10 protein-coding genes are annotated in these 12,557 nt (G+C 68.7%); 5 read left to right on the top strand and 5 right to left on the bottom strand.

Annotated elements, in window-relative coordinates:
• Positions 1 to 131: 131 nt before the first annotated feature.
• Positions 132 to 2,237 (top strand): transglycosylase SLT domain-containing protein, encoded by a 2,106-nt coding sequence (locus tag ACW18B_RS12095; RefSeq protein WP_492047297.1) that lies wholly within the window; start codon positions 132 to 134, stop codon positions 2,235 to 2,237.
• 1 nt (position 2,238) lies between these two features.
• Here the strand turns inward: ACW18B_RS12095 and ACW18B_RS12090 are convergent, their stop codons facing one another.
• The 4 genes from ACW18B_RS12090 to ACW18B_RS12075 are packed head-to-tail and all read right to left on the bottom strand — an operon-like array spanning position 2,239 to position 5,426.
• Entirely contained in the window at positions 2,239 to 2,994 is a 756-nt protein-coding gene (locus ACW18B_RS12090; protein WP_492047296.1) for an ABC transporter ATP-binding protein, read from the bottom strand.
• Positions 2,991 to 4,037: a FecCD family ABC transporter permease gene (locus tag ACW18B_RS12085; protein ID WP_492051695.1), complete on the bottom strand. Its 1,047-nt coding sequence runs from the start codon at positions 4,035 to 4,037 to the stop codon at positions 2,991 to 2,993. Before ACW18B_RS12085 ends, ACW18B_RS12090 begins: the two co-directional genes overlap by 4 nt.
• Positions 3,974 to 4,786, bottom strand: a complete 813-nt coding sequence (locus ACW18B_RS12080) for an ABC transporter substrate-binding protein (protein WP_492047295.1) — start codon at positions 4,784 to 4,786, stop codon at positions 3,974 to 3,976. The genes ACW18B_RS12085 and ACW18B_RS12080 overlap by 64 nt, the downstream gene beginning before the upstream one ends.
• Before the next feature lie 4 nt (positions 4,787 to 4,790).
• The gene (locus ACW18B_RS12075) at positions 4,791 to 5,426 is read right to left on the bottom strand and encodes a TetR/AcrR family transcriptional regulator (protein WP_492047294.1); all 636 of its coding nucleotides are present in this window, start codon (positions 5,424 to 5,426) and stop codon (positions 4,791 to 4,793) included.
• A gap of 170 nt (positions 5,427 to 5,596) precedes the next feature.
• Between ACW18B_RS12075 and ACW18B_RS12070 the strand changes: the two genes are divergently transcribed.
• From ACW18B_RS12070 to ACW18B_RS12055, 4 genes are all read left to right on the top strand, one after another.
• Positions 5,597 to 7,006 carry a glycosyltransferase gene (locus ACW18B_RS12070; RefSeq protein WP_492047293.1) on the top strand — a complete coding sequence of 470 codons (1,410 nt, stop codon included), beginning with the start codon at positions 5,597 to 5,599 and terminating at the stop codon, positions 7,004 to 7,006.
• Between the two features lie 18 nt (positions 7,007 to 7,024).
• Positions 7,025 to 7,936: an RsmD family RNA methyltransferase gene (locus tag ACW18B_RS12065; RefSeq protein WP_492047292.1), complete on the top strand. Its 912-nt coding sequence runs from the start codon at positions 7,025 to 7,027 to the stop codon at positions 7,934 to 7,936.
• A 5-nt stretch (positions 7,937 to 7,941) separates the two neighbouring features.
• Positions 7,942 to 8,733 (top strand): TrmH family RNA methyltransferase, encoded by a 792-nt coding sequence (locus ACW18B_RS12060; protein WP_492047291.1) that lies wholly within the window; start codon positions 7,942 to 7,944, stop codon positions 8,731 to 8,733.
• 139 nt (positions 8,734 to 8,872) lie between these two features.
• Positions 8,873 to 9,949: an ISAs1 family transposase gene (locus ACW18B_RS12055; RefSeq protein WP_492047290.1), complete on the top strand. Its 1,077-nt coding sequence runs from the start codon at positions 8,873 to 8,875 to the stop codon at positions 9,947 to 9,949.
• Between the two features lie 49 nt (positions 9,950 to 9,998).
• Here the strand turns inward: ACW18B_RS12055 and hrpB are convergent, their stop codons facing one another.
• The gene (hrpB, locus tag ACW18B_RS12050) at positions 9,999 to 12,443 is read right to left on the bottom strand and encodes an ATP-dependent helicase HrpB (protein ID WP_492047289.1); all 2,445 of its coding nucleotides are present in this window, start codon (positions 12,441 to 12,443) and stop codon (positions 9,999 to 10,001) included.
• Positions 12,444 to 12,557: the final 114 nt, after the last annotated feature.

Here is a 12,557-nt window from a genome sequence, read left to right as displayed (position 1 = left end):
TTTGATCGGCCAAGGCCTTAGGGTCAAGCCCCGAGGGCCTCAGAAAAACCGTTCCTTAGGTGTCTTCAGGCTGAATGGATCGCATAAACGTCTGTCGGGTCGATTCGGCAGGGCGAGAAGGAGAGCGCGTTTTGGCTTCTGTGTTTCGTCGGATCATGTTGGGGACCGCCAGCCTGGGGCTGATCGGCAGCATCGCCGACGCCCAGACGGCCGAGCCGGTTTCCAACTCATCCGCCAGCGCACCCGCGTTGGTGACGACGCCGCCGACCGCGATCCCCACAACCCTTTCGGACGTCGAAGCCGGAAATCTTCGCGCGGCGCTGGCCGCCGCTAAGTCGGGCGACGTGTCGCGCGCGCGCTCGGCGATGGACAGCCTGCAGGACCCGCTGGCCCGAAAGATCGCGCTGTGGGCCCTGGTCGACAGTTGCGCCGAAGCGATGAGCTTTTTCGAACTCGATGCGGCGCGGCGCGACCTGGCCGGCTGGCCCCGCCCCGGCCGTCGCGACAGCGCCGCGGAAAAGCAGCTGTCCACGTCGGGCCTTGATCCCGCCCGGATCATCGCCTGGTTCGGCGGCGGCGATCCGTCCACCGCTGAAGGGGCCATGGCTCTGGCCTCCGCCTATCAGGCCTCCGGTCAAAACCAGAAGGCTGTCGATCTGATCCGCCACGTCTGGCGCGATCAAGTCTTCGAAGCCGATGCCCAGAGCGCCATGGCCGCGCGTTTTGGGTCAATGCTGACCGCGGACGACTATGCGCGTCGGGCGGACATCCTGCTGTACGGCCCGCAAGGCCCCGCCGCCCGCGCCATGGTCGCCCTGCTGCCCGCCGACCAGCAGGCCGCCGCCCAGGTCCGGATCGCCTATCGGCAGAACGCCGGCAACGCCAACAGCCTCTATGCCGCCCTGACGCCCTCAGACCAGGTCACGCCGGGCGTGGCCTTCGAACGCGGGGCCTATCTGCGTCGCAAGGGGCTCGACAGCCAGGCCATGGATCAGGCCGTCAACTACCCCTCCCCGCCCCCGACCGACGAGGCCGCCGCTCTGGTCTGGAGAGAGCGCCGGGCCCTCGTGGTTACGGCGCTAAAAGCGGGCGACAACCAGATCGCCTACAAGATTTCCGCCAATACGGGCCTCACCTCGGGCGCGGACGCCGCCGAGGCCGAGTTCTATGCGGGCTGGATCGCCCTGACACGTCTGAACAAACCCGATGCGGCGGCGCGGCACTTCGGCGCCATTGCCGAGATCGGCGCCTCGCCGATCACCCGGGGCCGCGCCCTGTATTGGCAAGGGCGCGCGGCCGAGGCCCAGGGCGACCCGATCGCCGCCCAGGCCTTCTATTCCGAAGGCGGGCGCTACATCACCACCTTCTACGGCCAACTGGCGGCCGAAAAGGCGGGCATGACCCAGCTCAAGCTGGATCGCGATCCGGTCATCACCCAGGCCGACCGCGCCCGTTTCATGGGTCGCGAACTGGTCCGGGCCGCGCGGATGATGAACGACGTCGGGGCCAAGGATCAGTTCCGCGCCCTGGTGCTGTTCATCGACGACACCCTGCCCAACGCCGAGGAATGCGCCCTGCTGGTCGATATGGCCCGCAGTACCGGCGACCAGGACCTGGCCATGCGCGCCGTGCGCACGGCCGCCCAACGCGGGTTCATTCTGGCCGAGCGCGGCTATCCTTTGCTGGACCACCACTTCACGCCCGGACCCGGCGCGGCCGAGACGGCCTTCGTCTATTCGATCTCGCGGCAGGAAAGCAATTTCGATCCCAACGCGCGTTCCGGCGTCGGCGCGCGCGGCATGATGCAACTGATGCCGCCGACCGCCGCGATCGTCGCCCGCCAGCTGGGCGAAAAGCATTCTGTCGATCGGCTGGCGGACGCGTCCTACAACATGCGCCTGGGCTCGACCTATCTGGGCAGCATGGTCAACAACTTCAGCGGCTCCTACATCATGGCCGCCGCGGCCTATAACGCCGGTCCGGGACGCCCCGCTCAGTGGGCCACTCTGTGCGGGGATCCCCGCGGCGCGTCGACTGACCCCCTGGACTTCATCGAGTGCATCCCGTTTTCCGAAACCCGCAACTATGTGATGCGCACGCTGGAAACGACGATGGTCTATCGCGCGCGCCTCAATGGCGGGACAGCGCCCTTGACGCTGTCGAGCGATCTCAAACGGGGCGGCTATGTCTATACGCCGTCGATCGCCCAAGCCTACACACCGGACGCCCAGCCCTGATCTAGAGCCGCCGGGCCGCCAGAACGAGGCCTGCCGGGGTTTCGACCAAGGCGCCCTCCAGCTTGAAGACCCGCGCCAAGACCTCTGACGACAAGGCGGCGCCCGGAGCCCCTTCGGCGACCACCCTGCCCTGATCCAGCACGATCACCCGGTCACAGGAGCGCGCGGCCAAGCTCAGGTCATGCAGCGTCACCACCACCGCCGCGCCGCGGGCGGCTTCTGCGCGCAACAGGTCGAGCGTCAGGAGTTGAGCGTCGGGGTCCAGGCCCGCAATCGGCTCGTCGGCGACCAGCAGCGGCGCGCGGGTGGACAGAAGCCTCGCCAGCAGCACCCGGGCCCGCTCGCCCCCCGACATGTCGAGCACGCCCCGCGTCGCCAGACGCCCCGCGCCGACCTGCGCCAGGCGGTCACGCGCCACGATCAAGGCCTTGGCCTCGGGCAGGTCGATCGCGCCCAGCGCCGCCACCCTCTCGGCCGGCAGGTTCCAGGCTACGCGGCGATCCTGCGGCAGATAGCCGACCAGGGCTGCGCGCTGGACTGCGTTGAGCTGGTCAAGCGCCTTGCCAGACAGCGCGGCCTCGCCGGCGATCAACGGCAACAGACCCAGCCCCGCCCGCAGCAGGCTGGTCTTGCCTGCGCCGTTGGGACCGACCACGCCAATCACCTCGCCCGGCCGAGCGACGAGACCGGCGCCGTCCAGCACCGGCTTGCCGTCCAGGCGCGCACTGACGCCGCGGATTGTCCATGCGGCCGTCATGACCGCCAGCTCCGCGCCGCGCGCCAGGCCAACAGGGCGAAGACCGGTGCGCCGAACAGCGCGGTGACGACGCCCAGCTTCAGTTCCTGGTCCGTCGGCGCCAGGCGGGCGGCCAGATCGGCCACCACCAGCAGCAGCGCGCCGGCCAGGGCCGACGGCCACAGAATCTGCCGCGGGTCGTCCTTGACCAGGGCGCGCACCATGTGCGGCGCGGCCAGACCGACAAAGCCGATCACCCCCGCTCCGGCCACGGCCGCGCCGGTCAGCAGGGCGGCGCCGGCCACGGCATAGGCGCGCAGGCGCGACATCGGCAGACCGGACATCCGCGCGGCCTCCTCGCCCAGGGTCAGCATGCGCAAGCCGCGCCCGGCCTTCACGCACAGGACGGCCCCGACGGCCATCGGAACGAGGGCGCGCAGACTGTCGGTCCAGTCCCGGTTCTCGACCGAACCCATCAGCCAGGCCAGGATCTCGGCGATCGCCACGGGCGACGGGGCCAGATTGAACACCAGGGCGGTCAGAGCGCCGCCGAAGGCGGAAATCGCAACGCCGAACAGGATCAGAGCTTCGGGTTCGCGCAGACGAATGGCGATCGCGACCACCGCCCCGCCCGCCAGCAGCGCGCCCGCCAGGGCCGAGAGCTCAATCGCGCCGGGGGCCGCCGCCAGCCCGCCGGCGATGGCCAGAGCCGCGCCGAGACCCGAGATCGCCGACACGCCCAGGACACCGGGATCGGCCAGAGGGTTGCGCAACAGACCCTGCATGGTGGCCCCGGCCAGGCCTAGCGCGCCGCCCACCAGCACGGCCATGGCCACGCGCGGCGCCCGAATGGTCCAGAGCACTTCCCCTGGCGGTGACCCGGGATGAGTCAGGGCCAGGAGATATTGGCTTGCGGCAAAGGGCGTCTCGCCGAGCATGATGGCGAACGCCGCCGCCAAGGCCAGCAGGCCCAGCATGACGAGACACAGACGAACCAGACTCATCGCGCGGCGCCCGCCCCAGCCAGCAAGGCCACACCGTCGGCCGCGAACCAGGCGGGACAGCCCACCACCGCGCCGGGCAGGGACGCGATCGTCCGATGCTCGACAGCCCGCCTCAGGGCCGCATGACGACCGGGACCCCAGCGGTCGGACCCGGCGCGGGTCCGGTCAAAGAACCCCAGCACCAGAGCGCGCGGCGGGCTCATGACCATGCTCTCCAGAGGCACGGGGCTAAAGAAGGGTTGGGTGCTGGCGTTCGACAGCCCCGCCGCCCGAAGAATGGCGTCGATCAGGGTGCCGCTCCCGGCCGTATAGCCCCCAGGCGTCAGGTAAAGCGCACGGTCGCCCTTCCAGGCCCCGGCGGCGGCGGTGAGTTGACCCTCCATGTGCGCGATCAGGGCTTCGCCGGCGGCGCGGCGCCCCAGCGCCTCGGCGACCCGGCGGACATTGGCGCGCACGCCGGAAAAATCGGCCGCGTCGTCGATCGAGATGGTGCGGACACCCCGGCGTTCGAGCGCTGACACCAGTCGCGTGTCGCCGCCCCAGAGCCGCACCACCACGTCCGGCCTCGCCGCCACCAGGCTCTCGACCGTCGCGCGCCGACGCGGGAGACCCACAGAGGCGGCGCGCATGTAGGAGTCGGGCGCTCCGGCGCGATGCGACACTCCCACGATGGTCTCGCGCGGCGCCAGGGCCAGCACATACTGATCGGCGCAGGAATCGAGCGACATCACCCGCACGCTGGACGCGGCCGCAGACGGGGCGATGATCATCGCCGCCGCGACAGCGGCGAGCGCGCGGGCGAGGCTCATCAAGTCAGTCCGTGACCAGACCGTAGAGCAGCCCATCCAGCATCATCGGCATCAGTTGCTCGGACGGAGACCAGGTACGGTTCGGCTTGGTGATCAACAGCGACACCAGGCCATGACAGCCAGCCCACAACACCTCGGCGGCGCTCTGGGCCGTGCCCGAGCGCAGACGTCCCGAAGCCGCGATCTCGCGGAACGGTTCGCTGAACTTCTCGAAGCAGCGATCGCCCAGCTCCAGGGTGCCGGCCTGCTTTTCTACCGAGATCGCCGCGCCCGAACCGCAGAACACCAGTTCGTAGGTGTTCGGGTTCTCCAGCGCGAAGCGCATATAGGCCTCCAGCATCAGCCGGACCCGCGAAACGGGGTCGATCGGCCGGCCGGCGACGTCGGTATTCAGGTTCAGAAGCCGCTCGATCGCGCCGTCGCTGATCTCCAGCAGGATCTGGTCCTTGTCGCGAAAGTGCATGTAGAGGGCCGTGGACGACACCCCGACCGCATCGGCGATCTTGCGGATCGTGGCGCCGGCATAGCCCTCGGCGATGAAGATCTTCTCGGCGGCGACGAGAATCTCGCCTCGGCGCAGATGGCCATCGCCCTTGGGCTTCCGCGCCGACTTATGCGGCTTCTTCAAAACAAGCGTCACAACCAGACTCCCCCCTGCGGTTCCCCGACCGCCGACACTAAACGGGAATCACCCAGCCGTCGCAAGCGACGCAGTATCGAACCTGAAACGCGTGTTTTTCATTTGACACTTATGGGTTGAGTTAGCCCTACTCGCATCCTGATGGATCAGCGGACCATTCGGGGGGCAACATGGCGCGCGAAGAGCGGGGCGTGGTTCCAATAGCCGCAACGGCGGCCTTTGTTCAGGATCTCAGCCCCGCGGACACGGAGGCGAAGCCGGGTCAGCACGTCGGCCTGGGCGCGCGACAGAGGGTCGTCGCGGGCGCAACAGGCCTTCTCGCCGTGGTCATGGTGGTGTTCGATCCGAATGACCTGTTTCACGCCCTGTATTGGGGGTTCTTCGTCGTCTTTGTGGGCGGGGGGCTGATCCGGCTGGCGGCGATCCTCACCCCGCGCGCACCAGAGGCCGCGACGCCCCTGCCGGATGAAGCCCTGCCGCCCTACACCCTGATCGTGCCGCTCTATCGCGAGGCAGAGGTCGCGGCCGAACTCGTGGCTCATCTGGACCGGCTGGACTACCCGCGCGATCGCCTGCAGGCGCTGATCGTCCTGGAAGCGGACGACCTGGCGACGCGAGCAGCCTTTCGGGCCCTGGATCTGCCCGCGTTCATCCAAGTGCTGGTCGTTCCGCCGGGCGTCCCGCGCACCAAGCCTCGCGCCTGCAATGAAGCCCTCAACTGGGCCAGGGGCGATATCGTGGTCATCTACGACGCCGAGGACGCCCCCGACCCGCTGCAACTGCGCGAGGCGGCGGCCCGCTTCGCGGCGGAGGATCCGCGACTGGCCTGTCTGCAGGCGCCCTTGCGGATCGAGACCCCCAGCTATCCGGCCTTCATTCCCCACCAGTTCCAACTGGAATACGCTGCTCTGTTTGAGGTGCTGCTGCCGGCCTATGCAAAATGGGGCCTGCCTTTTCCTCTGGGCGGCACCAGTAATCACTTCAGGGCGGCGCCCTTGCGCGCCGTCGGCGGCTGGGATTCCTACAATGTGACCGAGGATGCGGACATCGGCTTTCGCCTGGCCCGCGCAGGCTATCATCTGGGCACCCTTGAGCGCCCCACCCTGGAGACCGCGCCGACCTCGCTGGCGCAATGGGGCCCGCAACGCGCGCGCTGGATCAAGGGCCATCTTCAGACCCTGACGGTTCATGCAAGACTTGGAGCCCACCGCGATCCCCGCGCGATCCTGGCCCTGATGGTCACCCTGGCCATGCCGATCGCCTCATCAAACCTGCACGCGCCGGCGATGGTGATCGCGGCGATATGGATGATCCTGGACCAGATGGCGGATGGGCGATCATCGATCCCTAGTGCGGATCTGTGTCTCTACGCTTTCGGTTGGTGCGCCTCGGCGGCCTGCGGGGCGCTGGGCGTGGTGCGCGCCGGCGGGACGCCGCGCTATCTGCACCTCTTTGGCATGGCCGGATACTGGACGCTGTGGATCATCGCCTCGCCCCGCGCCGTGTGGCAATTCTTCGTCGCGCCGCACCAGTGGGACAAGACCTCACACGCCCCACGCACTGGACGGCGCGCGCCTTGAAAGCGTATGGGCGAGGCAATGAGCCCGACGATCGCCCCCGCCCCCATCGTGATGCGCACCACCGGCTGGAGCGACTACGCCCTGCTGGACAGCGGAAACGGCAAGAAGCTGGAACGCTACGGCCCCTACACGGTCGTGCGCCCCGAGCCGCAATGCTTCTGGTCGCCCCGTCTGCCGGCCAGGGCCTGGGAGGACGCCGACGCGGTGTTCGACCCCTCCGACGAGGACGAGGCCGGCCGCTGGCGCTTCAAGGGCAGGCCCATCGAGAAGTTCCCCCTGGCCTGGGGCGAAGCGAAGTTCCACGGCCAGTTCACGCCTTTCCGGCACCTGGCCTTCTTTCCCGAGCAGGCCGCCAACTGGGCCTGGCAGGACGAGCGCGTGCGCGCCTTCGCCAAGGCGTCAGGTCGCCAGCCCAAGATCCTGAATCTGTTCGGCTATACCGGCGTGGCTTCCCTGGTCTGCGCCGCCGCCGGGGCGGCCGTCACCCATGTGGACGCCTCCAAGAAGTCGGTCGGCTTCGCGCGCGAGAACGCCGCCTTCGCCGGGCTCGACGACAAGCCGATCCGCTGGATCGTCGAGGACGCCCGCAAGTTCGCGGCCCGCGAGGTGCGGCGCGGCAATGTCTATGACGGCATTATCCTGGATCCGCCGAAATTCGGACGCGGCGCCGACGGCGAGGTGTGGCGTCTGTTCGAGGACCTGACCGAACTCACGACGAACTGCGCCCAATTGCTCAGCGACGACGCCTCATTCCTGCTGATGAACGCCTATGCCGCCCGGGTCTCGGGCGCGGCGATGTCAGGCCTGCTGGCTCAGGTGCTGGACGGCCGCAGCGGCGTGATCGACTGGGGCGAGCTGTCGCTGGTCGAGAAAAAGGGCGATCGTCAGATCGGCCTGTCGTTCTTCGCCCGTTGGGCCTCCGAAGGGTGAGCGAGATGAACGCCAGAACCGTCACCTCGCTGTCCAACGCCACGGTCAAGGCCGTCCGCGCCCTGCACATGCGCAAGGAGCGTGAGGAGAGCGGCCTGTTCCTGGCCGAAGGCCTGAAGATCGTCATCGAGGCGATCGACTGCGGTCATGCGCCGAAGATCCTGATGTACGGCCGTGACGCCGCCGACCATCCGATGTTGCAGAAGGCCTCGCAGGCCTGCCTGAAGGCCGGCGGCGAAGTCATTGAGGTCAATCGCGAAATCCTCGAGAAGGTCTCGCGCCGCGACAACCCCCAGGCCGTGGTCGGCGTGTTCAGGCAGGTGTTCACGCCGCTGGACGCCATCGTGCCGCAAAGCGCGCCCTGCTGGGTGGCCATGCAGGCGGTGCGCGACCCGGGCAATCTGGGCACGGTGATCCGCACCGCAGACGCGGCCGGCTGCGGCGGGGTGATCCTGGTGGGCGACTGCGTCGATCCCTATTCGGTCGAGGGCGTGCGGGCGACCATGGGCTCGATCTTCGCGGTGCAGATCGTCAAGGCGACCATCCCGGAATTCCTGGCCTGGCGCGAAGTCTGGCCCGGCTCGGTGGTCGGCACCCTGCTGACCGCCACGGTCGACCACAAGAGCGCCGACTATGTGAAGCCATCGCTGATCTTGATGGGCAACGAGCAGCAGGGCCTGCCGCCGGAACTGGCCTCGGCCTGCGACGTCAACGTCAAGATCCCGATGCGCGGCCGGGCCGACAGCCTGAACTTGTCGGTGGCGACGGGGATCATGATTTATACGGTGACGGGGTAAGGCGGCGGACTCGCCCCCTCCTGGCGGCTGCGCAGCCGTCCTCCCCCATAGGGCAGGGCTATCGCATATGGATTTGGAGTCGATTTTTTAGGTCGAAGCGGATTCTGAAGGGCGTCTTCTGTTGTGTGGAGACGGCGCGGTGGAGACGTTTTCGAGCTTTTTTTCGGAAGTTGAAGATCCTCGGGCGGGCAATGCCCGGCACGATCTGCTGGAGCTGATGTTCGTGTCGCTGGCGGCGCTGCTGTGCGGAGCCGAGGACTGCACCGACATGGCCCTGTTCGCGCGCGCCAAGCTTGATTGCCTGCGTCAGGTTCTGAAGCTGGAGCATGGTCCGCCCAGCCACGACACCTTCAGTCGGGTGTTCCGCCACCTTGAGCCCGAACCCTTCGAGGCGGCCTTCGCCAAGTTCACGGCCGCCTTCGCCGGGGCTCTGAAGGGCGTGGTGGCCATCGACGGCAAGGCGCTGCGCGGGGCCTATGAGCGCGGGCGCAAGGCCACGCCACTGCATCTGGTCAATGTCTGGGCCGTCGAAGCTCGACTGGTCATCGGCCAGCGCCTGGCGCCGGGCCGTAACGAGGTGCTGGGAGCCCAGCAGGCCCTGGCCCTGTTGGATCTTCAGGGCTGCATCGTCACCGCCGACGCCCTGCATTGCCGCAGGGACACCGCTCAGGCCATCCTCGACGCTGGCGCCGACTATGCCCTGGCGCTGAAGGCCAACCAGCCCAAGCTGCTGGCCCAGGCTCAAGTCCTGACCCAGGCCGCCGACGCCGCTTGCGGCGCCGTCGATGGGCCTGAACGCGCCCACGACCGGCTTGAGGGCCGCACCGCCATCGTCGTTGCGGCGACAGATATGGACTTTCCTGGCCTGGCCGCTGTCGCTCGCGTCGAGACCCGCCGAAAGCCAACTGATCAGCCTCAGGATACCATCGTACGCTGGTTCCTGCTCTCGACTCCACTGTCCCCCCAAAGGGTGCTGCAGGTCGCCCGAGCCCACTGGACCATCGAGAACCAACTCCACTGGGTCCTCGATGTCGCCCTCGATGAAGACGCCTCCCGAAGCCGAAAGGACCATGCCCCCCAGAACCTCGCCCTCCTGCGAAAACTCGCTCTCAACACCCTCAGGCAGCACCCCGACAAGGGCTCCATAAAGGGAAAGATCAAGCGCGCCGGCTGGGACGACACCTTCCTCTTCTCCCTACTCGGCCATATGCGATAGCCCTGCCCCATAGGGGGAGGAGCGCCGAAGGCGCGGAGGGGGCAAGTAATCACGTCCCCCGCGGCTTCGCCCTAGTCGTCGGCGCGGCGGCGGCCGGGTCATCCGGCCACACATGCCGGGGGTAGCGCCCCTTCATCTCGACCTTCACCTCGCGCCACGACCCCTTCCAGAATCCCGGCAGGTCCCGCGTGATCTGGATCGGCTTATGACCCGGCGACAGCAACGACAGCACCAGCGGAATCTTGCCCCCGGCGATGCTGGGGTGCTCGGTCAGGCCAAACAGTTCCTGCACGCGGATGTCGATGCGCGGCCCGGCCTCGGCGGCATAGTCGATGGCCACCGTTGTGCCGGTCGGCGCCTTGAACCGCGCGGGGAGCGCCGCGTCGATCTTTTGCTGCGCGTCCCAGGGGATCAGCGATCGGATCGCGCCATCCAGCGTGTTTTCGTCCAGCGCCAATAAAGATGAGCGGCCGTGCAGCAGCGGTTCCAGCCACTCGCCGAGCCGCTCCAGAAGCGAGTCGTCCGACAGGTCAGGCCAGGCCTCGCCGTCGAGGGCGCGCAAGAAAGCGACGCGGTCGCGCAGCCCCTGGACGCCGTTGCCCAACCGCAGCGCCGACAGCCCCTCTGATCGCACCTGGTCCAGCAGAGCGCCGGCGATCAGGGCCGGGTCAGGCTTGTCGATCAACCGCTCCTCCAGCACAAGCTTGCCCAAGCGCAGCAACCGCTTGGCGCGAACCTTGCCACCGGGGCTGGTCTCCAGGCGGTCTTCGGCGGTCAGGCGATCGGCGAAGGTGTCGCGCAGGGCCACTTCATCAACAGCGGCGGCCAGCAGAATGCGGTCACGACTGTCGCCGCCGCCCAGTTCGCCGACGGCCAGCCAGGTCTCGCGGGCCAGCGGATCGGTGGGCTCCATATAGACGCCGCGGCCGCCGGCCAGCTGGAATTCACCCGGCTTGCCGCGCGCCCGGGCCACCCGCTCGGGATAGGCCTCTGCCAGCATCAGGCCCTCATCGAGGGGCGCGGCGCCGGAGGGCTTGCCCGCCGCCCGCGCCCAGCGATCGGCCAGGGCCTGGGCGTCCTTGGCCCTCGGCGAGCGATCTCGGCCGAGATTCTCCAGCCGGCGCCGCAGATCGACATCGCGACCGCCCAGCCCCTGCTCGGTCAGCAGGGCCGCGACCTCGGCCCCGCGCCGCGCCTGCCCGGAGGCGGCGGCGCGGACCACCATGTGGGCGATGCGCGGCGGCAAGGGCATCTCGGCCAGGGCCTTGCCGTGGGTGGTGAGGTCGCCGTGGACGTCCAGCGCCAGAATGCGCTGCAATAGCGTGCGAGCCTCGGCGAAGGCGGCGGCGGGCGGCGGGTCCATGAAGCACAGGCTTGATGCGTCGCGCGCGCCCCAGCGGGCCAGGTCCAGCGCCAGGCGCGACAGGTCGACCTCCAGAATCTCGGGCCGGGCGAAGGCGGGGAGAGAGCGGGTCTCGGCCTCGTCCCACAGACGGTAGCAGACGCCCGGCTCGGTGCGCCCCGCCCGCCCCCGCCGCTGGTCGGCGGCGGCGCGGCTGACGCGGACGGTGTCCAGGCGGGTGATACCGCTGGCGGGATCGTAGCGCGGAACCCTGGCCAGGCCGCAGTCGATGACAACCCGCACGCCCTGAATGGTCAGGCTGGTCTCGGCGATCGAGGTCGCCAGCACCACCTTGCGCCGGCCGGGCGCAGCTTCGGCGATGGCGCGATCCTGCACGGCGGGGTCAAGCGCGCCATAGAGCGGGGCCAGATCGACGTCGGGACGGCGCAAGCGCTCGGTCAGCCAACTCTCGACGCGGCGAATCTCGCCCTGCCCCGGCAGGAAAACCAGCAGGCTGCCGGTTTCCTCGGCCAGGGCGCGTTCGACGGCGCGGCCGACGCGGTCTTCCAGCCGCAGGCGGTCGTCCCGGCCCAGATAACGGGTGTCGACCGGGAACATCCGCCCCTGGCTTTCGATCACCGGCGCGTCGCCCAGCAGAGACGAGACCCGCGCGCCATCCAGGGTCGCCGACATCACCAGCAGCCGCAGATCCTCGCGCAGCAGGCCCTGGACGTCTCGCGCGAAGGCCAGGCCCAGATCCGCGTCGAGGCTGCGCTCGTGAAATTCGTCGAACAGGACGGCGGCGACGCTCTCCAGACCCGGATCGTCGAGAATCATCCGGGTAAAGACGCCCTCCGTGACCACCTCAATGCGGGTGCGGGCCGAGACCCTGGATTGCAGGCGCACCCGGAAACCGACCGTTTCGCCGACAGATTCGCCCAGGGTCGCCGCCATGCGGGCAGCCGCCGCCCGCGCCGCCAGACGGCGCGGCTCCAGCACGATGATCTTGCGGTTCTCGACCCAGGGCTCGCCCAGCAACGCCAGGGGAACAGAGGTGGTCTTGCCCGCGCCCGGCGGCGCGACCAGCACGACGGCCTGGCGCGCGCTCAAAGCGTCTTTTAGCGCTGGAAGGGCCTCGAAAATGGGCAACATCGTTTTGGCTTTAGCGGTCAGAACCTTAACCGCCAAGCATGGCTGGACGCGATGCGCAGCGGAGAGCAATTACGCCCCTTGGCGGCTTGGCCTTGACCCCATGCTCATAAACGG

It is taken from the genome of Caulobacter sp. FV2ps19 (assembly GCF_058681035.1).
This window is presented reverse-complemented; position numbering and strand designations above follow the sequence as displayed.